The organism is Rhodococcus spongiicola, assembly GCF_004011835.1.
Lineage (GTDB): Bacteria > Actinomycetota > Actinomycetes > Mycobacteriales > Mycobacteriaceae > Prescottella > Prescottella spongiicola.
This window is the reverse complement of record NZ_RKLN01000003.1, coordinates 212,638-235,339: the sequence shown is the minus strand read 5'-3', so window position 1 is coordinate 235,339 and position 22,702 is coordinate 212,638. Positions and strand designations below refer to the sequence as shown.

The following is a 22,702-nucleotide window of genomic DNA, read 5'->3' as shown; positions in this document are numbered from 1 at the left end:
TGAACCGAGACCGGGAGGTCGACGATTGGTTGCCGAACGAGGTTGTACGCGACTCGTGCATGGTTCGTGCTCCAGCTTTCGGGCTGCAGACGCGGCAGCCTTCGAACGTGAGCACCGGTAGAGTCGGGAGACGACGTTGTTCCGACCGTTGCATCACCCGGTGGTCACGGCAAGGTCACAACCAGATAACAGCGCAAAGGTTGGAAGTTTCAAGCAAAACGGACGAGCCTCACAGTCGGGCTATATCGTGTTCTGCGTCACCATTCGGCGATGGTGTGACGCGGCACTCACTGCCCGCCCCCGGTCATCTGGACCTCGGCGAATTCGAACTCAGCCTCGGACGCGGCAGGCACTCGTCGTCGCATCGGTGAGCCGAGCGCGCGGGACAGGCTGCCGCCGGCGTGTTCAGCGAGGAGTTCTCCCCCGGACCACACGAGCAGGGCCGCGCTGACAGTGTGTTCAGCGGTCGAGTGCGCGAGGTCGTAATGCGCACATCCCGGCACACCGGCATACGTGATCCACAGGTCGTATCCGGTCATGAACAGGTCCAAATCGAACTGGACACTCAGTCCCAGGAGTTCACTGCGCCCGTTGTCGTCGACGCCGGCGAATGCCTCGTCAAGCCCGAGTAGCCGTGGTGAGTGCGGATCTGCTGACGACAGCATGACGTGTGCGGCGGCGAAGAGCGGCAGGTGCAGAGATACCGACTGCTCACCGCCCGACAGCGCACTGTGCCGAGCCACGGTCAGCCGGTCCTCGCTGCCGTCGCCGCCGACCAGGGTGAACGAGAACACCCGCCAGCGTCGGTAGTCGAGCGCGGCAGCGAGAATCTCCGGGTAGGACCGCTCGGGATGGGCTGCACGGGCCAGACGTACCCGGGATGCGAAATGTGCGCGGATGGTAGCCAATTCGTCTGCGCTCAGTGCCGACGGATCCCGCTCCAGCAGTTTCGAGACCGCCCGAGAACTGTCGTCGAGGTTGTCAGCGAGCACCCAATGGACGCCGATCGTGCTGCCCGACGACATGCGCCGCTCCCGCATCTCGGCGCCCATCTGCCCGATCAACTCACGCGCGTCGGCGGTGCGCTCGTGGATCTGCTGGGCGAGACCGGTCAGGAGCGCATCCTCGAGAATTCGTCGTTCCGAATCCGTCAGCAGCATTTCCTGATCCAGGCGTGCGGCCCGGATCCGTGATGCGAACTCGCCAATTGACGAGTAGCCGTGATCGTCCTGCACCGACACGACGGTGAGCCCGTCCGGTGCGTCCCACTGCAGTCGGTAGCCCTGGCCCGACGCGGCCAGATCGGCGTCGAAATCCTGCAATGCAGCCGTGAGCGCCGAGCGTGTCGACTTCCGCGCGCTCTCACTGGTCCTCACCGATGCCGTGGCGGCGTCCACAGCACGGTAGAGTGCATCGACCTCGGGCGGCAGGATCGGGGTGCGCCGATCTCCCTCGGTCGTCATTCGATACACGAGTTGCTCGGGAGTCATCCAGGCTGCGGAGCTCTGTGGCCACGAATGGTCGGTCTCGACGCCGAGCAGGTGTAGCAGATCGCGGTGCGCATACGGTGCGAGTCGGTCTGCGTCCGTCCGGGTTTCGGTCAGCGCGCTGAGGAGCGCGTCGACGGCGGCGGTGTGTGCTCCCTCCGCCTTGCCGATTTCTTCGACGGCAGCATCGTAGGTCTTTCGTGCCGTGCGCTGTTCGGTCTTGCACGTCTCGATTCGAGCCCGGGCCTTCTCGGGATCCGCGTCGATCTGTTCGGAGCTCGCTCCCAGCGTATCCCGGAGGGTGTCGAGGCGGCAGAGTTGTTGCCCGTAGTTCTCCTCCGCGATAGCGGCTTCCTCGACGAACTCCTCGGTGTTGCCACGGGCTTCGTCGAGCCGGTCTGCTGCCTCACGGTGGTATTCGAGTTCCTTGTCGTGCTCACGCCGGCATCGCAGCAACTGCTCCCCAAGGCTTTCGAAGTGTCGGATCACCGCAGCGAGAGTGTCGATCTCGCGGGGTCGGTGGGGGGTGCGGTGTTCGGCGGCCACGACGCGAAGCTGCTTCTCCCTTGCCGTGTGGTCCGCGATCGCCCGATCAAGTTCCTCGCCGGCGCTCGCGGTCGACTCCGAACGGGTGCGCAGGGCACCGGCCGCCTCCGACAGCCTCTTGATTGCGGCGAGTATGCCCGCCGTGCGCGGCAACGCCTCGGAGGCGCTTGCGAACCGATCGATGACCGTAGCGGCCTGAGCCTCGGCGTCGCGGGCTGCGGCGAGAGCACTCTCGACAGACGCGATTTCCCGGTCGAGTTCGTCCAGGCGCTGGGCACGACGACGTTCGCGGGCCGTCGATCCGATGTACTCGGCGTCCGCCTTGACGTGGCGGCCGCGCTGGATGCCCTGCCAGAAACGGCCGTCCACACCCACCCCGACGGTGTCGGGGGTGTCGGCACCGTCGTGAACGAGCGCCACCGATGCGAGGATCGCCGACACCGCGGACTCCGGGACGTCGGCACCGGGTTCGGCCTCGAGAACGTCTGCCAGCGTCGGTCCTCGAGGCCGCCGGCGCTCCGGTAGCGGAGCGAGAAACTGCTCGGAGGTCACGCGTGGCTCCGGTCCGTCGCCACCTAGGACCCAGGCGTCGAGAAGGTTCGCAGCGGCCAGAGCCGATTCGACGCCGGCGGCGACGGAGGGCTCCACGCCGTCGCGGAATCGCACCAGTCGCCACAGTGGGGCCCCGGGGAGACCACTGCGGTCGCCCGCACGGAATGCGAAACCTGCTGGAGCATCGTCGTGTTCGTCCGCGACCCGCTTTCGGTCGGCCTGCAGCTCGGCGATCCGTTCGGTGCTCGAGGACTGGTCGGCCTGCGCACTGCGGCACAGGGCGCGTTGTTCGTCGAGTGCGGACTGCGTGTGCTCGTGCAGTACGGTCGTCAAGCTGGGGGAGTCGGCCTCGCCGACCTGCGCGAGGGCCGCGTCGAGCGCGGTGAACAGGGCTGTGGTCACCCCCGCCGATCGGTAGTCGTCGGAGTGTTCGCTCCACCAACTCCGCAGGGCGGCCACGCAGTCCGCGCGGGCGAGCTCGACGGACGACCCGGCCTCGGCAACCATGGCCTGGCTCGCTTCGAGGAGATCACGGCTCCTGTCGGCGGCACGGCCGGCACGATCACGTTCCGTGCCGGCCTTCTCGACGGCCGCGAGTGCGAAGCGTACAGCCCGCAGGTCGCCGTCACGTTCCTCGGCGTGACCCCGGACGGCGGTCGTGATCTGGTCCGATCGCGCGGTCTCATGCAGAGGTGCCCACACGATTCCCGCCTGCTCAGCCGCTTCGGCCAGTTCCTCCTCGGCGCGCACCAGCGCCGCGTTCGCGCGGCCGACCGCGTCCGCCGCGCGGGAAGCCTCATCGATTCGCTGCTCGAGGGTCGCCTGGGCCTTGCGTGCCTTGTCGGCCTGCTGTGTGGTCGAGAGTTTCAGCTGCTCGACGGCGGTCGCGAGATCGTCGAGCTGTTGCTTGCCCTCGTAGGCGCCCGATCGCTGGAGGGTGTCGAGGTCGGCGCGGGCTTCTTCGAGAGCGCGCTCAGCCGCGGTGAACCGGTCTTCGGCGAGAACGCGTTCCTGCTGCCTCGATGCCTGCAGTGACAGCGTCTCGTCCAGGATCGTCGTCGCACGGTCCACCGATTCGAGCCGACGAGCGACCTGCTCGACATCCGTTCGTGCCTGCTGAGCCAGGTACCTCGAGTACACCGTCACGAAACTCTGTGCCGCCTGGTCGGCGGCCGTGAGTCCCTCGAGTGCCCGGCCCACCTCCTCGAGGTCACTGAAGGAGCGGGCCGCCTCGAGGACGAGCTGATCGTCGAGCGGGCGCAGACCATCGGTGAGGGCCTGCGACAGGCCTTTCGGATCCAGATTCTTGGCCAGCTGTGGGCGTCGTAGCGTGAGGATCAAGTTGATCAACTGGTCGTAGCGCTGTGATCCGAGCCCGAACAGACGGGCGTCGATCGCTCCGCGGTAGTCGATGGGGCGGTCGGTGATGGTGTCGCTGCCGATCTGCTCGGCGAGTTGCTTCTTGGTGAGCGGTCGGTCGTCGCCGCCGAGCAGCGAGAAGTCGATACCCACGCGACCGTCGGCGACGAAGTACCAGCGGGTGACCTTGTCGTTGTGCCGGGTGGCGCGCATCCCGACACCAACGGTGACCGCTTCGGGGTCGTCCGCCGGTCCGCGACTGAATTCCATCCAGACGTACGAATGAGCCGAGTCCTGGCCTCGGTAAAGCAGATTCGACTTCATCGTCCGCTCCTCGCCCGCGAACGGGTTGAGGCGGCGAGGCTCGATACGACCGTCGAGCACGAACGGAAACAGCACCTCGAGGGCCTTGGTCTTTCCTGAGCCGTTGGGCCCGCGCAATACGAGGCGGCCGTCGGCGAACGTGAACTCCTGGTCCCGGTAGTCCCAGAGGTTGATGATCCCGGCGCGGGTCGGCTTGAAACGCGCGTGTGTCATGCGAACGGTGCCCCTACTTCTCTACCGGTCGATTGCCGTCGGTTCGGCCGGTGACCGGTTCGTGGAACAGATCGGACTGTGCGTTGCGGTGCCGGATGTTGACCACGACACCACGGAAACGGGCGATGGCCGGAAGCGCCAGGACACCGTCGTCGACTTCCCTGATCAGGTCGAGTCGATCGAGCAGCGCGATGGCGTTGCGTCGCAATCCTGCGTGGTCGGCCTGCCACTGCGCAGCGAAGGTCCTTCCGAATTGCCGGGCGAGTCCGCCCACTGCGTCGGCCAGCCAGGCGTCGTCGAGCAGCGGGTAACGGGCGGGCTCGGCGGCATTCTCGACGGGGGGCGATGCGGCGGACACGGCCGCTGGATCCTCGGCGAGTTGCTCGAAGATCCCTGCGGTGGGGATCGCGGCGTCGAGTTGGGTGGCCAGCTCCAACTGGCTGGAGTCGGGGAGCGGCCGGTGCTGTAGCCGCGGTGCGTCGGGGTCGAGAACACGGTCCGCCACTTCCCCGGCCAGCAGCAGCGCGACCTGTGAGATTGTCCCGGTGCTGGGGAACCGTATGTCGGACATCCGGCCGGACGGGTCGATCATCGCGACGCCCTCGGCCCGCCGCTCGGCCACCAGACCTGTCAGATCCTCCACGGCGCCCGCCGTGCGGGGCAGCGCGAGCTGGAGCCGTTCGTCGTCGGTCAGTTCGTCCGCGTACACCACGGGTCGTTCGACGAGTGCACGTCGCATACGTCGCACGGTCTCGCGTGGGTCGGCGGGGCGATGCCCGATCGTGTCCTCCTGGAGCGGACCCTTCTCGACCGCAAGGAGGGACCGTACCGACGTCAGGTGCTGCAGGACACGTGGCGGCCGGAACAGCGCGATGACCACCGAGCGGTCGATGTCGTAGAGCGCTTCGTCCGCATCGGGATTCGACGCCCACCCGCCGGCATCGCCGTCGGCGAGCACGATCGCGCCACGGGCTGCGAGCCAGGCGACCGCATCGACGAACGCGTCCCGGTCCGCCGCCCGCTCGGTCGACAGCGTCACTCCCGGGACCTGTGCGGCTTCGGTGGCGACGTGGTCGGCCAACTCCGACAAGGTGATCTGGTTCCCAGCCCGTCCGAGTGCTGCGAGCGTCAACGCGAGGTAGGCGTAGCGGTGCCGGTCGAAAGTCCGGTCACTCGGAGTTCGTGCGGGGGTGTCGGGGACCAGGCGGTCGGGCACCGTGAACAGCCGTGCCGTCGTCTCGGTGACCTCGAAGCGATACCCGAACAACTCGAGCAGGTCCTCGCGCAGTTCGGTGGCCCACCTGCGGAGCAGCGGAAGTGCGAGGCGGTCTGGATAGGTCTGCGTCACCAGATGATTCGACAAAATGACCCGAGCGGCACGCTGGTATGTGTCGATCTCGAGCGGTGAGACGGTGCGGGCCCTCACTGCACGGTCACCTGCATTCCATCGAGATGGATTTTCCCGCGGGAGGTTTGGACGACCGTGGATTCCGCATGCGGCCGCAGTGTCAGCCGGACGCCGTTCTCCGAGCCGGTCGAGCTCGGGACGGTGCCGCCGACCGGAACCCGCGCGGTGAGCGCGGCACTGAGCAAGCTGAGCAGCACGTCGGTCTCCTGCGCGTCGAGCACCCGATCGTAGGCGCCCTCGGCAGCGAGCGAGGCCGCCGCCGTGGCGCGCGCCCGCTGCGCGGCGAGTTGTTCCCGGCGGAGTCGCCGGACACTGGCCTCGTCGCGCTGGACACGCGCCGGCACGCCTGGCGAGGCTGGACGCCCCGTTTCCGCCAGCGTGCGGGAGACCTCCACCGGTGTCGCGTCCCACCAGGACCGCGATTCGGGGATGATGTCGGCGTCCGGGTGGACCATCGACAGGTGCCGTGGGCGGCCGAGGTCGAAGACGAGTTGGTACAGCGCGTGCGCCAAGTCCTCCGTGGGGGCCGCGGCGAACCATCCCGCAAGGTGCCGGAGTTGACTCTCGCGGCTCACGCCGCCCCGGCGGGCCTCGGTTACCCGGCGCAGGAGCGAGAGCACGGCCGCGACGGCGCTCATCGTGCCTTCCCGCAGTCGATCGGACTCGCTCGGAGCGGACGCGGCGACGAACCACTGCGTCAGGCCCGACCAGCGTGTGCGCCAGTCGGACTCGCGGTGCTCGCGAGAGAGGAAGACGCGTTCGTCACTCGCGGCGGCCCGAGCGATCAGCGAGTCGACTCCGGTCGCCTCCACGATCTCGATCGCGGCCTCGAGTCTCGGCGCGTACCGTGCGAGATCCGAACTGAACTCCCGCATGTGGCTGAGCAACGCGTCCTTGTGGGCGAGGAACGCCTCGGGCGTGACCTCCGTGGTGCGAACCAAATCGCCGAGCATCAGGTAGAACTGCGCGGCGCGTTCGGCCATATCGGTGAGCGTGGAATCGAGACGGGCGAGCTTGCGGTAGATCAGGTCACCGTCCGCACGCCGGTTGGCCTCGGCGAGTTCCTCGAGGTCGGCGAGCAGATCCGGCAATGCGAGCCGGGACAGGGTCGCGTCTTCGAGGCGGGCCCCCAGAACATCTTCGACCGCTCGGAACGCCAGATAGCCGGCCTGACTGAACTGGTATACGAAGTGCCGGTTCCGGTATTCGGCAAGCGTGGCGACCCGGCTCCCGTCGTAGCTGCGTTCGAGAACGCCCCACGAGTGCAGTTGTTCGAGGAGGGGGGTGATCTCGGCTGACGTCAGGGTTGCGGCGGCGTCGTCGCCGGCGATTCTGGTGAGGATGTCCGCCGCATCGCCCGCGTGCAGCAGCACAACGTAGTTCGCTCGGGCGTTGTCGAACGCGCGCAGCACCCAGAGGTACTCGGCACGCTTCTCCGCGGTTGTGAAGGAGAACAACCGTAACCGGTCCTCGTGCACGGCGAAATCGGCGTCCGCTGACAGCCGCGTGTCACCTGAATCGCTCACCGTGTCAGCCTAGGACGTCAGCGGGCGCACGAGCGAACGCTCGGGCTGGTCATCCTGCACGGCGGACGGGACGGCGCCACGCCGGCTCGTCCGCAGTCAACGTCGTCAGTAGGTACTCGGCAGCGTCCGGGTGCCGAAACGGGCCCGCGGCGAGATCTGCGTACGCGTGGGCGGGCGCGACGCAGCGCAGCCCGTTGCGATACTGCATGCGTTCGAAAACCACCGCTGACCACGGGGTTGCGACCACGACGTCGGCTCCGCCGTCCACCGGCCGCAGATCCATCGCGGAAGCGAATGCGTCGACGTCGTCCGCGTACAACTCGAGCACCGCGGGAGCGGCGTAGTCCGTCGCGCCGATTCCGGTGATTGCGTACCCCGGATCGCCGCCGGTTGCCTCGAGTCGAGCCAGTAGTTCGTCGAGACCGCCGGGTGCGGCGAACCCTCTGGTCGGGAACGGTTTACGATCGGCGGCCCACGCGCGCAGCATGTGCGGCCACCGGACATCGGTGATGGGGCCGCGCGGCAGCCGTGTCAGCAATTCGCGCTCGTACAGCACCTCGACCACTCGGTACGCCGCACCGGTCGACGTTCCCGAGAGCCTGATGAGTTCCGGGACCGACATCTCGCCGACATAGTCCGCGAGCGCGCGCACGACACGTTCGGAGGGCTCGCCTGTGAGCACCCCGGACGGTCGGCCGGGGCCTCGCCAGGGGTCTGCGTCGGCGCCGCGGTTGCGCACCCAGATCGTGGGCCGCGTCGCCAGAAGACTCACGTTGCCGGTGGCGTCCGCATACGAGATGCCGTGGCCGTCCAGTTGTCTCCGTACCGGATCCGAAAGGTAGTGAGCACACACGAATCCACGGTCACTGTCCGACAATTCGGTGGCAATGCGCGCGACGTCGCCGCTGAGCACGCCTTTGCGGGCGATGATCGCGTAGGAGACCGATTCGCCGTCGGGCGCGGTGATCAGCAGGCGGTTCGGGGCGGCGGGGGAGCGGGGGCGGTCCGAGGACATCGACCATCCGGGCGGTAGGTTCTCGTCGAGCCACGCCGCAGACCGACGGAAGATGTCGATGCTGCGCTCGGGTCGGGGATTCGGTGCAACGTCTGCCACAGTCACATTCGCCACAATAGTCTCTCTGCATCCAACGGAACCGAAAGATAAGCCGAATCATCGCGACCTTCGGAAGTTGCCTGATGCGTACGGTCGGCGAGCGTTCAGCCCGGCAGGCACCAACCCACGAGAAAGAACTCGGTACCGGACGGAACTGCAGGAATACCAGAACCAATGCCAGGCAACAGCTGAGTCAACCAACCAGCCACTACGGCCTCCCGGCCGGCTGTTTGGAGGAATCGGTCGCGCCGGACGACCGGGGGTGGGGCATCAACAGCGGCGGCAGAACCGCGAGCAGCAGTGCCGGTAGCAGGAAGCTCAGGTCCGGTTGGATCGCGTACAGGGGAGTCAGTGCGATTGGTGCGAGTGCCGCTCCGGAGAACCGGAGGGCCTGTACGACCGACACGGCACCGCCGCGGTTCACACCGTCGGTGCTGAGGACCGCGGCATTGACGCCGACAAGCAGGAACTGGGCCGCGACGCCGGCGAGGAACCACGTGGTGGCCGCGACGGCGACGTGGCCGACCGTGCCGGAGATCGCAACGAGCGTTGCACCTGCGGGCGCGCCGATGATGACCGCACGCCTGGCACCGACCCGGTCGATCAGCATGCCGACCGGGCGCGCAGCGAGGATGCCGGCGACGCCGAAGCCGGTAATCAGCAGCCCGCGTGCGGCCGGATCGAGCCCGAAGGCGTCCTGGGCCCTGAAGGCCACTAGGAATCCGAGCCCGCCGAGCGCACCCCAACCGAGGAGCGCCACGACCCCGACGCGGAGCACGGGCAGCCGGAGGGCGTCTCGCAACCTCGCGCCAGTGTCGGCGGGGATGCTCCGCGCCGCGTCGGGCAGCCCAATCGCGCCGAGCAGCCCAGCTACGAGCGCAATTGCGAGAAACGCCAGCCGCCAGTTGACCTCCGCCGCGAGTCCACCGATCAGCGGTGCGCTCGACTGGCCGGCCGCCTGCAGGGCTCCGAAGGCGCCCAGTGCGCGTCCCAGCTTCTGCTGTGGGGTCATTGCCGCGAGCGTGGCGATCAGCAGGGGAGTGGTGAACGCGTTCGCGCAGCCTTGAAGGATTCGAGCCGCGAGGAACATCTCGAGGTTCGGTGCTATGAAGCACGCCAGCGACGCGGCGAGATACACCCCGTACGCGACGCGCACCGTCCGCATCCGCCCCCAGCGAGACCCGAGAGTCCCGGACACGAGCAGGGCGAGTGCGAAAGGCAGGAGATAGGCCGTCAAGGACGTCGCGGCTGCGGCATCGTCGACCCCGAGCCCGTCGCCGATCTCCGGCAACATCGACGTGACCACGCCGGCGCCGAACGGCCCCAAGAAACCACCGGCGTAGAGCGCGAAGAGTTGGAGTCGGGTACGGAGACCTGGCGTTGTGTCTCCGGTCATGCTCCGAAACGACCGGGCCCGCGACGACGCAGGTAGCGCTCGAATTCGGCGGCCAGCGCGTCACCGTCGATCTTGGAGATTGCCTCCGAGATGCTGGTCTCGGCGTCGCCGCGTTCCTCCAGGGTGCGAACGTACTCGGCGATCTCCTCGTCGTCCCGGGTCATCTCGGACACGGATTCTTCCCACTCCTCGGCCTGGCTCGGCAGGTCTCCGAGAGGCACCTCGACGTCCAGGACGTCCTCGACACGTTGCAGCAGCGCCACGGTGGCCTTCGGATTCGGAGGCTGGGACACGTAGTGGGGTACTGCCGCCCAGAACGACACCGCCGGCACCCCGGCCTTGACACACGCGTCCTGCAGGACACCGGCGATTCCCGTCGGCCCCTCGTACCGGGAGTGCTCGAGGTTGAAGCGCTCGGCTGCCTCTGCGCTGTAGGCGGTGCCGGTGACCGGAACCGGTCGACTGTGTGGGGTGTCCGCCAGAAGGGCCCCCAGGATGACCACGGTGTGAACGCCCAGTTCCTCGACGAACTCGAGTAGCTCGGCGCAGTAGCTGCGCCAACGCATGTTCGGCTCGATGCCGCGGAGCAGGAGCACGTCGCGATCGCTACCGGGTGGCGTGCACAACGACAACTGTGTGGTGGGCCACACGATCTCCCGGGTCACACCGTCCACCTGTCGGACCACGGGGCGATTGACCTGGTAGTCGTAGTAATCCTCGGTGTCGAGTTCGGCCAGTGGCTTGGCCTCCCACGTGAGCTCGAGGTGCTCGACAGCGCCGCTCGCTGCGTCGCCCGCGTCGTTCCAGCCTTCGAAGGCTGCGATCAGAATCGGATCGCGCAAGGTAGGCACTTCCACATCTGTACCGTCCGATGCGGCAGTGTCGCGGGACTCAGGGGAACTCACGTACCCAGCCTACGACCAGGCACCGTCGAGCGGCCCACTACTCTGGGCGGCATGTCTGCACCATTCCACTCTGCCCTGCTCGATGCGCTGACCCAGCGTGTTGTGATCGGCGACGGCGCCATGGGCACGATGTTGCAGGCCGCGGATCTGACCCTTGACGATTTCCTCGGGCTCGAGGGCTGCAACGAGATTCTGAACGAGACTCGCCCCGACGTCCTCCGCGACATCCATCGCGCGTACTTCGAGGCCGGCGCGGATGCAGTCGAAACCAACACCTTCGGCTGCAACCTGCCGAATCTCGCCGACTACGACATCGCTCACCGCATCCGGGATCTGTCCGAGCGGGGCACTCGTCTCGCACGTGAGGTCGCCGACGAGATGGGCCCGGGCCGTGACGGAATGCCCCGGTTCGTACTGGGCTCGATGGGTCCGGGAACCAAGCTGCCCACTCTGGGGCACGCGCCGTTCGCGGCGCTTCGGGACGCCTACACCGAGTCGGCCCTCGGGATGATCGAGGGCGGTGCCGACGCGATCCTGGTCGAGACGTGCCAGGACCTGCTGCAGGTGAAAGCCGCGATCATCGGCAGCCAGAATGCGATGGAGAGGCTCGGCCGCAGACTGCCGATCATCACTCACGTCACCGTGGAGACGACCGGAACCATGCTCCTCGGCAGCGAGATCGGTGCAGCGCTGACTGCCCTGGAACCGCTCGGTATCGACATGATCGGCCTGAACTGCGCCACGGGTCCCGCCGAGATGAGCGAGCACCTGCGGCACCTGTCGCGGCACTCGAAGCTACCGGTGTCGGTCATGCCGAACGCCGGCTTGCCGCAACTCGGACCGAATGGTGCCGAGTACCCGCTGACGGCCGAGGAACTCGCGGTCGCGCTGACCGGTTTCGTCGATGAGTTCGGACTCTCGCTCGTCGGCGGCTGCTGCGGCACGACGCCCGAGCACATTCGCCAGGTTGCCGACGCCGTCCGTCAGGTCGAGCAGGCACAACGCAACCCGCAGCCGGAGGACGGCACCTCGTCGCTGTACCAGTCCGTGCCGTTCCAGCAGGACGCGAGCATCCTGATGATCGGCGAGCGCACGAACAGCAACGGTTCCAAGGCGTTCCGCGAGGCGATGATCAGCGAGGACTACCAGAAGTGCCTCGACATCGCGAAGGAACAGACCCGTGACGGCGCGCACATGCTCGACCTCAACGTCGACTATGTCGGCCGCGACGGCGCCGCCGACATGGCTGCACTCGCAGGCCGTTTCGCGACCGCCTCGACACTGCCGATCATGCTCGACTCGACCGAGCCCGACGTGCTCAGGGCCGGCCTGGAACATCTCGGCGGTCGGTGCGCGGTCAACTCGGTGAACTACGAGGACGGTGACGGACCGGACTCGCGCTTCCAGCGCATCATGGCGCTGGTCCAGCAGCACGGTGCTGCGGTCGTCGGTCTCACGATCGACGAGGAGGGGCAGGCGCGCACCGCCGAGCACAAGGTGCGCATCGCCGAGCGGTTGATCAACGACATCACCACCAACTGGGGTCTGGCTCAGTCGGACATCATCATCGACGCGTTGACGTTCCCGATCTCCACGGGGCAGGAGGAGGTCCGTCGCGACGGCATCGAGACGATCGAGGCGATTCGCGAGATCAAGCGGCGCTTCCCCGACGTCCATTTCACGCTCGGAATCTCGAACATCTCCTTCGGCCTGAATCCTGCTGCGCGTCAGGTGCTCAACTCGGTGTTCCTGCACGAGTGCACGGCGGTAGGCCTCGACACGGCGATCGTGCACGCGTCGAAGATCCTGCCGATGGCGCGGATCCCGGAGGAACAGCGCGAGACGGCGCTCGACCTGGTCTACGACCGCCGCCGTGAGGACTACGACCCGCTGCAGAAGCTGATGGAACTGTTCGAGGGCGTCTCGGCGGCGTCGGCGCGTGAGTCGCGAGCCGAGGAGATGGCGGCGCTGCCGCTGTTCGATCGGCTGGAACGGCGCATCGTCGACGGCGAGCGCAACGGACTCGACGCCGACCTCGACGCTGCGATGCTCGAGCGCCCGCCGCTCGAGATCATCAACGAGACACTGCTGTCGGGCATGAAGACCGTCGGCGAGTTGTTCGGCTCGGGACAGATGCAGCTGCCGTTCGTTCTGCAGTCCGCCGAGGTGATGAAGGCCGCGGTGGCCCACCTCGAGCCGCACATGGAGTCCACCGGTGACGAAGGCAAGGGCCGGATCGTGCTCGCGACGGTCAAGGGCGACGTCCACGACATCGGCAAGAACCTCGTCGACATCATCCTGTCCAACAACGGGTACGAGGTCGTCAACATCGGGATCAAGCAACCGATCGCGACGATCCTGGACACCGCACTCGACAAGAAGGCGGACGTCATCGGCATGTCCGGTCTGCTCGTGAAGTCGACTGTGGTGATGAAGGAGAACCTCGAGGAACTCAACGCCAAGGGTGTCGCAGAGCAGTTCCCGGTCCTCCTCGGCGGCGCGGCGCTGACCCGGTCGTACGTGGAGAATGACCTGTCCGAGATCTACCGGGGTCAGGTGTCGTATGCGCGGGACGCGTTCGAGGGCCTGCGCCTGATGGATGACATCATGGCGACCAAGCGCGGCGAGGGACCCGACCCGGACAGCCCGGAAGCGTTGGCGGCCGAGAAGAAGGCGGCCGAACGCAAGGCCCGCCACGAGAAGTCGAGGCGGATCGCCGCGAAGCGCAAGGCCGCCGAGACGCCCGTGGAGATTCCGGAGCGCTCCGACGTGGCGAGCGACGTGGATGTTCCGACGCCGCCGTTCTGGGGTACCCGCATCGTCAAGGGCGTGGCCCTCGCCGAGTACTCGGGACTGCTCGATGAGCGTGCGCTGTTCCTCGGTCAGTGGGGACTGCGTGGCCAGCGTGCCGGGGACGGGCCCACGTACGAGGAATTGGTCGAGACCGAGGGCCGTCCACGGCTGCGCTACTGGCTGGACCGCCTGAGCACCGAGGGCGTCCTACACCACGCTGCCGTGGTGTACGGGTACTTCCCGGCCGTCTCGGACGGGGACGATGTGGTCGTGCTCACCGAGGCCGATCCGGATGCGCCGGAACGCTTCCGGTTCACCTTCCCACGCCAGCAGCGGGGCCGGTTCCTGTGCATCGCGGACTTCGTGCGGTCTCGCCAGGATGCTCGGGCACAGGGTCGTGTGGACGTGCTGCCGATGAACCTCGTGACGATGGGGCAGCCGATCGCCGACTTCGCGAACGAACTGTTCGCGGAGAACCGCTACCGGGACTATCTCGAGGTCCACGGCATCGGTGTCCAGCTCACCGAGGCATTGGCCGAGTACTGGCATCGCCGGGTTCGTGAGGAACTGATCATGCCGGGCGGTCACAAGATCGCCGAGGAGGACCCGTCGGACGTCGAGGATTTCTTCAAGCTCGAATACCGCGGCGCGCGTTACTCGTTCGGCTACGGTGCCTGCCCCAACCTCGATGACAGGCGCAAACTCGTCGCGCTCCTCGAACCCGAGCGCATCGGTGTCGAGCTGTCCGAGGAAGTGCAGTTGCATCCCGAGCAGTCCACTGACGCGTTCGTGTTGCACCACCCGGAGGCAAAGTACTTCAATGTCTAATCCTGCCTGCATATCCGGGGCCGTCTCGACCCGCACGCTCCGTGCGGTCCTGTGGGACATGGACGGCACGCTGCTCGAGTCCGAGCAGCTGTGGGACATAGGCATGGCCGAGCTGTCGCTGCGTCTAGGCGGCCCGATGTCGGAGCAGACCCGTCTCGCGACGCTCGGTGCGGCGAGCCCCGACGCGATCGCGACGTTGTTCGCGTCCCTCGGCCTCGATGCACCGCCGGAGGCCCTTGCCGAGGCCAAGCGCTGGCTGTACGGCCGCATGGGCGAACTGTTCGAGGCAGGGCTGCCGTGGCGGCCCGGTGCACCGCAGGCACTGCGGATGGTGAGGTCGACCGGGCTCGGGACCGCGTTGGTGACGAACACCGAACGCGAGCTGTGCGAGTTCGCGCTCGACACCATCGGTCGCGAGCACTTCGACCATTCGGTGTGCGGTGACGAGGTTCCCTCGGGCAAGCCCGATCCGGCGGCGTACTTGCGCGCAGCGGAACTGCTTGGAGTGGACCCGGCGGACTGCTTGGCGGTGGAGGACTCGCCGACGGGTGCGGCCGCGGCCGACGCCGCCGGCTGCACGGTGCTGGTGATCCCGTCGGTCGCGCCGGTACCCGAGTCGCCCCGCCGAGCCTTCCGCTCAACGCTCGAGGGGCTGACCGTGACGGATCTGCACGATCTGCATCGGCAGAGGGCGACGTAACGGTGGCGACTCCGAAGATCATTCTGTTCTATCGGTTCACCCCGCTCGCCGACCCCGAGGCCATCAAGCTCTGGCAGCACACGCTTGCCTCGTCGAACAACCTGACCGGCCGGATCCTGATCTCCGAGCACGGCATCAACGCGACGGTCGGCGGCGATATCGCGGACGTCAAGCGGTACGTGCGTGGCACCCGGGCTTACGCCCCGTTCAAGGACGCCGACATCAAGTGGTCCGACGGCACTGGCGTCGCGGACTTTCCCCGCCTGTCGGTGAAGGTACGATCCGAGATCGTCACCTTCGGTGCCCCGCAGGAGCTGAAGGTCGACGCCGACGGCGTCGTCGGTGGGGGAGTTCACCTGTCCCCGAACGAGCTTCACGACCTCGTGGAACAGCGGGGTGACGACGTCGTGTTCTTCGACGGACGGAACGCCTACGAGGCGGCCATCGGCCGGTTCCGGAACGCGGTTGTTCCCGAAGTCGCGACCACACGCGACTTCATGGACGAACTCGACAGCGGACGCTACGACCATCTCAAGTCCAAGCCGGTCGTGACCTACTGCACTGGCGGCGTGCGTTGCGAGGTGCTGTCCGCGTTGATGCGCAACCGCGGGTTCGAAGAGGTGTACCAGCTCGACGGCGGAATCGTGCGCTACGGAGAGACATTCGGCGACCGAGGTCTCTGGGATGGTTCGCTGTACGTGTTCGACAACCGGATGAACGTCGACTTCACCGCCAACGCGGTCACGATCGGCAGGTGCTCCCTGTGTGACGCGCCGACGTCGCGGTACCGAAACCACCCGGACGTCAACGGGCGCGAGCTGACGCTCGTGTGTGAGTCGTGCGTGCCCGACGCGTGACTCGGCCGGGAATCTGACATGGCGCGTGCGCCCCTGCCCGTGCGGGAAGGACTCGGTCCCGACCGGGTCCGCATGCCGGCCGGGCTCGCCGCGTCGACGATCGTCGAGTTCCTCTCACAGCGTCACCCGGACGAGGATTGGATCGGCCGGATCGCGGCACGGGAAGTCGTCGACGAACACGGGCGCATCGTCGACGAGACGACGCGATACCAGCCGACGCGCTTCGTGTACTTCTACCGCGAGCCTGCCCCAGAGGTCCCCGTACCGTTCGAGGTCGACGTACTACACCACGAGGACGGGCTCGTCGTGGCCGACAAGCCGCACTTCATGTCGACCATCCCACGTGGCGCGCACATCCGCGAGACCGTCGTCGTCCGGCTGCGCCGTGATCTCGACCTGCCCGATCTCGTCCCGGTACACCGACTCGACCGGATGACGGCCGGGGTGCTGTTGTGCACGGCCGATCCGGCGCTTCGCCGTCCGTATCAGGAGATGTTCGAGCGACAGCGAGTGCGCAAGGTGTACGAGGCCATCGCGCCTTGTCCCGACGGCATCGAGTTCCCGCTGGTCGTCCGAAGCCGGATCCGAAAGAACCACGGCGAACCGACCGCGTACGAGGAACCGGGTGAACCCAACTCGGAGACGCGGATCGAGATGATCGAGCGCCGCGACGACCTCGCGCGATATCGCCTGCACCCGAGGACCGGCCGCACGCATCAGCTGCGGCTGCACCTGAACTCGATCGGGGCACCGATCGTCGGCGACAACTTCTATCCGCATCTGCGTCGGCGCGACCCGGACGACTTCACGAACCCGCTGCGGTTGCTCGCGCGCAGCCTCGAATTCGACGATCCGGTCACCGGTAAGACCAGACGATTCGACAGCCACCGGGTCCTGGGGTGGTGAGCCCGGTCCAAGTTCGGTTCGGCTCCGGTCACGTGCGAGAATGTGTCCCCGTGAAAACCTTCGACTCCCTGTTCACCGAGCTGACCGAGCGCGCCGCCTCCCGCCCCGAGGGATCCGGCACTGTTGCCGCGCTGGACGCAGGTGTCCACACGCAGGGTAAGAAGGTGCTCGAGGAGGCCGGCGAGGTCTGGATCGCCGCCGAACACGAGAGCGACGAAGCCCTCGCCGAGGAGATCTCTCAGCTGCTCTACTGGATCCAGGTCCTGATGGTAGGCAGGGGGCTGAAGCTCGAGGACGTCTATCGACATCTGTGACGGCATCCGCCGCCGCACCCGGAAGGTGCCCGGCATCGAGCACCGCCGGGGCATGCCTGTCGAACAACCTCAGCCACCCGTCCCGAAAGGACCACCGCACATGCTGCGTGTCGCAGTACCGAACAAGGGATCGCTGTCGGAATCGGCGAGCCAGATCCTCGCCGAGGCCGGATACCGCCGTCGCACGGACTCGCGTGACCTGACCGTCCTCGACCCCACCAATTCCGTCGAGTTCTTCTTCCTGCGCCCCAAGGACATCGCCATCTACGTCGGGTCCGGTGACCTGGATCTGGGTATCACGGGACGCGACCTGGCCCTCGATTCGGATGCGCCGGTCGCCGAGCGGCTCGCCCTCGGTTTCGGCCGATCGACGTTCCGCTACGCCGCTCCGGCCGGCAGGGAGTGGAGGGTCGAGGAGTTGGAGGGCCTACGGATCGCCACGTCGTACCCGAACCTCGTGCGCGCAGATCTCGCGTCTCGGGGCATCGAGGCCACCGTCATCCGCCTCGACGGTGCCGTCGAGATCTCCATCCAACTCGGTGTCGCCGACGCGATCGCCGACGTCGTCGGATCCGGGCGCACGCTGCGCCAGCACAATCTCGTCGCGTTCGGCGACGCGCTGTGCGACTCGGAGGGTGTGCTGATCGAGCGCCTGGATTCGGATCCGGACGACCGCGTGCGGAACCAGTTGATCAAGCGAGTTCAGGGCGTCGTGTTCGCGCAGCAGTACCTGATGATCGACTACGACTGCCCCAAGAGCATCCTGGACGATGCGCTCGAGGTGACGCCGGGCCTCGAGTCGCCGACCCTGTCGCCGCTCGCCGACGAGGACTGGGTCGCGGTGCGGGCCATGGTGCCGCGTAAGGGGCACAACGGGGTGATGGATCAACTCGCCGAGCTCGGTGCGAGGGCGATCCTGGCATCGGACATTCGTTCGTGCCGGTTCTGACCGGGCTGTCGATCCGGCTGCGAGGGCGGTCGCGCCCGAAACTCGGGAACCGCCGCCCTCGCGGATCCGGCGGGGACTAGCGGGCGCGCACCTGAACGGTCTGGTTGATCCGGCCGACGGCGCCTATCTCGTCGTAGATGACGCCCGCGCACATTCCGACGCCGTCGGGGCCGTACGAGGTTTCCGACGACAATCCGATCCACTCGCCGCTCGGGACCCGGAACAGGTGCACCGTGAGATCGGTGTTGAGGTACGTCCACTCGCTGGGGTGGATCTTTGAACCGACGCCGTTCGAGACGTCGACCACGGCGAACAGTCGCTCGCTCGGCGTCATCGATTCTCCCTCGACCAGAACGGGATTGGGACGTACCCATAGCTGGCCAGGGCCTGGACCGCCGATCTCTGCGAGCCAGCGCCAGTCGAGGCTGCCGACGTATCCGGAGTCCCAGAAAGGCCCAGTCATGTCGATCTCGCGGGCTTCGGAGAGCGGGGCGAGAGGGCCATCGGCGGTGTGCACGACGGCCGTCGTGTCGGCCGTCTGCATCCGCCAGGCCGTACCGCGCGCGACGGCGCGGGAGGTTCCGTCGGGACCGGGGGCCCAGAGTTCGGCCACCACCAGTTCGACGCGTTTGCCGGGACGGTCGATCCAGGAGCGAACCTCGACCTCGCTGATCGGGACCGGGCCCAGGATCTCGATGACGACGCGGGTCAGGCGGGTGTCCGGACGATGTCCGCAGCGCTCCAGCGCACGTACCAGCAGTGCCGACGGCGGACTGCCGTGCTGCATCGTGTCCGCCCATGTGCTGACGGTCAACGGCGTCGACTCGAACCGCTCGACGCCGTCGTGTCCGCCACCGAGCGGAATGTAGTACGCCAGATCGCTCACTCGACCATCTCCTCTGAATCCGAACTTGCCTAAGGAGATACGTCGGGTGACCCAGGTTCGGGGCGGTGTTCCTCCGAAGGCCGGGCAACGGATCACATGGTCGCACCAGTCGCTGAGGGGGCTCGAACCGGGGCGGAATTCGGCAGATCCATCCAGGTTTCGACGTCTCGACAGGTTTCGGCGGAGCCCGGCCGTGCTTGACCGCGCTTGGCCGTGCTTGGCGGTGCTCGACGGAGTCGTCGGCTGCTTCGAGTGCGTGCCAGACTATGCGCTGGATCCGATACGGCGTCGGGCGGTCGAACGAACGGAGTGGAGTCGAGATGGCATCAGGCGGACTGGGACGTAGCGGACCGTTTCAGGTCGGTGACCGCGTCCAACTCACCGATGCCAAGGGACGCAAGTACACCGTCGTCCTCGAACCGGGCAAGGAGTTCCATACTCACCGTGGAGGCATCCTGCACGACGCGCTGATCGGCACCGACGAGGGGAGCGTGGTCACGTCGACCAACGGCACCCCGTACTTGGCGTTGCGCCCGCTGCTCACCGACTACGTACTGTCGATGCCGCGGGGGGCGCAGGTCATCTACCCCAAGGATGCGGCGCAGATCGTCCACGAGGGCGACATGTTCCCCGGCGCGCGGGTGCTCGAGGCCGGCGCCGGTTCCGGCGCGCTGACGTGTTCGCTGTTGCGAGCCGTCGGCCCGACCGGACGGGTCACGTCCTACGAGGTACGTGAGGACCACGCCGACCATGCCGTGCGCAACGTCGAGACCTTCTTCGGGCAGCGCCCCGACAACTGGGATCTGACGATCGGTGATCTGGCCGACTACGACGCGGACATCGACGGCAAGGTCGACCGCGTCGTGCTGGACATGCTCGCCCCGTGGGACGTGCTGCCTGCTGTCTCGAAGGCGCTCGTGCCGGGCGGCGTACTCGTCGTCTACGTCGCCACGACGACACAGCTGTCGAAGGTCATCGAGGCGATGCGCGAACAGGAATGTTGGACCGAGCCCCGGTCCTGGGAATCGATGGTGCGGGACTGGCACGTGGTGGGTCTTGCGGTGCGCCCCGAGCATCGGATGCAGGGGCACACCGCATTCCTGGTGACCGCCCGGCGGCTCGCCGAGGGCGCGGTGACCCCGAAGCCACAGCGCCGCCCCAGCAAGGGCTGACTGCGCCCCCAGGAAGGCACAGCCCCGCCAGGAACAGCTCAGGCCCGTCAGGAACAGCTCAGGCGTGCCATGCCGAGGAACTCGCAGGTGCTGTCGTCCGAGATGAGCCAATCGCCGCCCACTCGAGCGAACGTGACCGGGATGGGCGCGCCGCCGTGCGGGCCGGTGATCTCGGTGACGGCGGTCACGGTGTCGCCGTCGATGGTCACCTCGCCGACCTCCGCCGTCAGCGGGTAACCGCTGAGTACCCCACCCAACTGCTCGAGAACTGCGGTCTGCTCATCGCCGTACTCGGTAACCGCGGCCCTCTCGGCCACACCGACAGTGGGATCGAAGAACGTCGCCAGTTGCGCTTGCAGTACGTCGGCAGATGGCTGCTCTTGCAGTACCTCGGCGGACGACGCGGCGGCGACGGTTGTCGTCGCGGCCTCGTCCGACGTTTCGTCGGAGCCGCAGGCGCTCAATCCGAGAACGGCAACCAGGGCACCGGTGGCGACGAGGGGTTTGCGGAGGATCACGTAGGGCCTTTCCTTCGGTCGATCGAGCATGATCGGACAAGTAAGTAAGGGAAGGCTAACATGGTCGATGGAGTGGGTTTCGAGACAGAAGAGTGACACCCTGCCGCGGATCAGACACGTGTCGCACCCCGCTTTGCACGTGGGGCCGGTAGCGTTGAATGATCGGACTGGGAGGAGCTGCACATGAACCCGACAGAGAATCCGGACCCGGTTGCGGCGGCGCGGGAACTCGAGGCGCTGAGGGTAGAGGCGGCGGCTCTCCGGAGGCAACTCGCGGAATCGCCCGAACAACTACGCGAGCTCGAGTCACGGGTGGACTCGCTCACCATCCGCAACGGCAAGTTGCTGGACACCCTGAAGGAGGCCCGGCAGCAGCTCATCGCCCTGCGTGAGGAGGTTGATCGACTCGGGCAGCCCCCGAGCGGCTATGGAGTGCTCCTGGCCGTACACGACGATCAGACGGTCGACGTGTTCACCTCCGGCCGCAAGATGCGCTTGACGTGTTCGCCGAATGTCGAGGCGGAGACGCTGGCCACGGGCCAGACGGTCCGTCTCAACGAGGCGCTCACGATTGTCGAGGCGACCGACTTCGAACGCGTCGGTGAGATCTGTGCTCTGCGTGAGGTTCTCGATGACGGGGCGCGCGCGCTCGTGGTCGGGCACGCGGACGAGGAGCGCGTCGTGTGGCTCGCCGCGCCGCTCGCGGAGATCGCGATCAACGACGTCGTCAAGGATCCGGATTCCCCGACGCGTAGGTTGCGTCCCGGTGACTCACTGCTGGTCGACACCAAGGCCGGTTACGCCTTCGAACGCATCCCCAAGGCGGAAGTCGAGGATCTCGTCCTCGAAGAGGTCCCGGATGTCGGCTACAACGATATTGGGGGACTCGGCCGGCAGATCGAGCAGATCCGCGATGCGGTCGAATTGCCGTTTCTGCACAAGGATCTGTTCCACGAGTACGCCCTGCGCCCGCCGAAAGGCGTGCTGCTGTACGGCCCTCCGGGCTGCGGTAAGACGCTCATCGCCAAGGCGGTCGCGAACTCCCTCGCCAAGAAGATCGCGGAAGCTCGCGGCGAGGACAGCAAGGAGGCCAAGTCCTACTTCCTCAACATCAAGGGCCCGGAGTTGCTGAACAAGTTCGTCGGCGAAACCGAGCGCCACATCCGGATGATCTTCCAGCGGGCACGGGAGAAGGCATCCGAGGGCACTCCGGTGATCGTGTTCTTCGACGAGATGGATTCGATCTTCCGCACACGTGGGTCGGGTGTCTCTTCGGACGTCGAGACCACCGTCGTTCCGCAGTTGCTCAGCGAGATCGACGGTGTCGAGGGACTCGAGAACGTCATCGTGATCGGTGCGTCGAACCGAGAGGACATGATCGACCCCGCGATCCTTCGTCCAGGCCGCCTCGATGTGAAGATCAAGATCGAGCGCCCGGACGCCGAATCGGCACAGGACATCTTCTCGAAGTACCTGACCGAGGAGTTGCCGTTGCACGCAGACGATCTCGCCGAGTTCAACGGCGATCGCACCGGGTGTGTGAAGACGATGATCGAGCGAGTCGTCGATCGGATGTACGCCGAGAGCGACGACAACCGCTTCCTCGAGGTCACGTATGCGAATGGCGACAAGGAGGTCTTGTACTTCAAGGACTTCAACTCGGGCGCGATGATCCAGAACATCGTGGACCGGTCCAAGAAGTACGCGATCAAGGCCGTCCTCGAGACCGGTTCGCCCGGTCTGCGGGTGCAGCATGTGTTCGATTCGATCGTCGACGAGTTCTCGGAGAACGAGGATCTGCCGAACACGACGAACCCCGACGACTGGGCTCGCATCTCCGGAAAGAAGGGCGAGCGGATCGTATACATCCGCACGTTGGTCACCGGTAAGAACGCCAGCGCGAGCCGTGCGATCGACACCGAGTCCAATACGGGGCAGTACCTGTAGAG

At 66.8% G+C, this 22,702-nt stretch carries 16 protein-coding genes; 8 read left to right on the top strand and 8 right to left on the bottom strand.

Annotated elements, in window-relative coordinates; genetic code table 11:
- Nucleotides 1-287 precede the first annotated feature (287 nt).
- From EF834_RS09135 to EF834_RS09110, 6 genes are all read right to left on the bottom strand, one after another.
- Complete coding sequence (locus EF834_RS09135) at nt 288-4,481, bottom strand: TIGR02680 family protein (protein WP_127946911.1); 4,194 nt, start codon at nt 4,479-4,481, stop codon at nt 288-290.
- Nucleotides 4,482-4,494: 13 nt separating this feature from the next.
- Nucleotides 4,495-5,907, bottom strand: coding sequence for a TIGR02678 family protein (locus EF834_RS09130; RefSeq protein WP_127946910.1), 1,413 nt, complete (start codon nt 5,905-5,907; stop codon nt 4,495-4,497).
- On the bottom strand, nt 5,904-7,367 hold the full coding sequence (locus EF834_RS09125) for a TIGR02677 family protein (protein WP_328590556.1): 1,464 nt from the start codon (nt 7,365-7,367) through the stop codon (nt 5,904-5,906). The genes EF834_RS09130 and EF834_RS09125 overlap by 4 nt, the downstream gene beginning before the upstream one ends.
- Before the next feature lie 97 nt (nt 7,368-7,464).
- Nucleotides 7,465-8,535: a hypothetical protein gene (locus EF834_RS09120; protein WP_235871080.1), complete on the bottom strand. Its 1,071-nt coding sequence runs from the start codon at nt 8,533-8,535 to the stop codon at nt 7,465-7,467.
- Nucleotides 8,536-8,737: 202 nt separating this feature from the next.
- Nucleotides 8,738-9,925 (bottom strand): MFS transporter, encoded by a 1,188-nt coding sequence (locus tag EF834_RS09115; RefSeq protein WP_127946907.1) that lies wholly within the window; start codon nt 9,923-9,925, stop codon nt 8,738-8,740.
- Nucleotides 9,922-10,830 carry a PAC2 family protein gene (locus EF834_RS09110; protein ID WP_127946906.1) on the bottom strand — a complete coding sequence of 303 codons (909 nt, stop codon included), beginning with the start codon at nt 10,828-10,830 and terminating at the stop codon, nt 9,922-9,924. The genes EF834_RS09115 and EF834_RS09110 overlap by 4 nt, the downstream gene beginning before the upstream one ends.
- Nucleotides 10,831-10,881: 51 nt before the next feature.
- Between EF834_RS09110 and metH the strand changes: the two genes are divergently transcribed.
- The 6 genes from metH to hisG all read left to right on the top strand — a co-directional run bounded on the left by metH (nt 10,882) and on the right by hisG (nt 18,177).
- Nucleotides 10,882-14,451, top strand: a complete 3,570-nt coding sequence (gene metH / locus EF834_RS09105) for a methionine synthase (protein ID WP_127946905.1) — start codon at nt 10,882-10,884, stop codon at nt 14,449-14,451.
- A complete protein-coding gene (locus EF834_RS09100; RefSeq protein ID WP_127946904.1) occupies nt 14,444-15,151 on the top strand; it encodes an HAD family hydrolase in 708 nt (235 codons plus the stop codon). The genes metH and EF834_RS09100 overlap by 8 nt, the downstream gene beginning before the upstream one ends.
- Nucleotides 15,152-15,153: 2 nt before the next feature.
- A complete protein-coding gene (gene trhO, locus EF834_RS09095) occupies nt 15,154-16,008 on the top strand; it encodes an oxygen-dependent tRNA uridine(34) hydroxylase TrhO (protein ID WP_127946903.1) in 855 nt (284 codons plus the stop codon).
- Between the two features lie 18 nt (nt 16,009-16,026).
- Complete coding sequence (locus EF834_RS09090) at nt 16,027-16,914, top strand: pseudouridine synthase (RefSeq protein WP_127946902.1); 888 nt, start codon at nt 16,027-16,029, stop codon at nt 16,912-16,914.
- Nucleotides 16,915-16,946: 32 nt separating this feature from the next.
- Nucleotides 16,947-17,228 (top strand): phosphoribosyl-ATP diphosphatase, encoded by a 282-nt coding sequence (locus EF834_RS09085; protein WP_206615223.1) that lies wholly within the window; start codon nt 16,947-16,949, stop codon nt 17,226-17,228.
- A gap of 100 nt (nt 17,229-17,328) precedes the next feature.
- Nucleotides 17,329-18,177, top strand: coding sequence for an ATP phosphoribosyltransferase (hisG, locus tag EF834_RS09080; RefSeq protein WP_127946900.1), 849 nt, complete (start codon nt 17,329-17,331; stop codon nt 18,175-18,177).
- Between the two features lie 76 nt (nt 18,178-18,253).
- Here the strand turns inward: hisG and EF834_RS09075 are convergent, their stop codons facing one another.
- The gene (locus tag EF834_RS09075; protein ID WP_127946899.1) at nt 18,254-19,063 is read right to left on the bottom strand and encodes a thioesterase family protein; all 810 of its coding nucleotides are present in this window, start codon (nt 19,061-19,063) and stop codon (nt 18,254-18,256) included.
- A 320-nt stretch (nt 19,064-19,383) separates the two neighbouring features.
- Here EF834_RS09075 and EF834_RS09070 point away from each other — a divergent pair, with 320 nt between their 5' ends.
- Nucleotides 19,384-20,235: a tRNA (adenine-N1)-methyltransferase gene (locus EF834_RS09070; protein WP_127946898.1), complete on the top strand. Its 852-nt coding sequence runs from the start codon at nt 19,384-19,386 to the stop codon at nt 20,233-20,235.
- A 47-nt stretch (nt 20,236-20,282) separates the two neighbouring features.
- Here the strand turns inward: EF834_RS09070 and EF834_RS09065 are convergent, their stop codons facing one another.
- Nucleotides 20,283-20,783, bottom strand: a complete 501-nt coding sequence (locus EF834_RS09065) for a nuclear transport factor 2 family protein (RefSeq protein ID WP_235871079.1) — start codon at nt 20,781-20,783, stop codon at nt 20,283-20,285.
- Between the two features lie 153 nt (nt 20,784-20,936).
- Here EF834_RS09065 and arc point away from each other — a divergent pair, with 153 nt between their 5' ends.
- Nucleotides 20,937-22,700 carry a proteasome ATPase gene (gene arc / locus EF834_RS09060; protein WP_127946897.1) on the top strand — a complete coding sequence of 588 codons (1,764 nt, stop codon included), beginning with the start codon at nt 20,937-20,939 and terminating at the stop codon, nt 22,698-22,700.
- Nucleotides 22,701-22,702 lie beyond the last annotated feature (2 nt).

Excerpts from the sequence above, each read along its gene's own strand:
- EF834_RS09070 (WP_127946898.1), top strand. The coding sequence starts at position 19,384 with ATGGCATCAGGCGGACTGGGACGTAGCGGACCGTTTCAGGTCGGTGAC.
- EF834_RS09100 (WP_127946904.1), top strand. The coding sequence starts at position 14,444 with ATGTCTAATCCTGCCTGCATATCCGGGGCCGTCTCGACCCGCACGCTC.
- metH (WP_127946905.1), top strand. The coding sequence starts at position 10,882 with ATGTCTGCACCATTCCACTCTGCCCTGCTCGATGCGCTGACCCAGCGT.
- EF834_RS09115 (WP_127946907.1), bottom strand. The coding sequence starts at position 9,925 with ATGACCGGAGACACAACGCCAGGTCTCCGTACCCGACTCCAACTCTTC.
- EF834_RS09065 (WP_235871079.1), bottom strand. The coding sequence starts at position 20,783 with ATGCTCGATCGACCGAAGGAAAGGCCCTACGTGATCCTCCGCAAACCC.
- EF834_RS09090 (WP_127946902.1), top strand. The coding sequence starts at position 16,027 with ATGGCGCGTGCGCCCCTGCCCGTGCGGGAAGGACTCGGTCCCGACCGG.
- hisG (WP_127946900.1), top strand. The coding sequence starts at position 17,329 with ATGCTGCGTGTCGCAGTACCGAACAAGGGATCGCTGTCGGAATCGGCG.
- EF834_RS09135 (WP_127946911.1), bottom strand. The coding sequence starts at position 4,481 with ATGACACACGCGCGTTTCAAGCCGACCCGCGCCGGGATCATCAACCTC.
- arc (WP_127946897.1), top strand. The coding sequence starts at position 20,937 with ATGAACCCGACAGAGAATCCGGACCCGGTTGCGGCGGCGCGGGAACTC.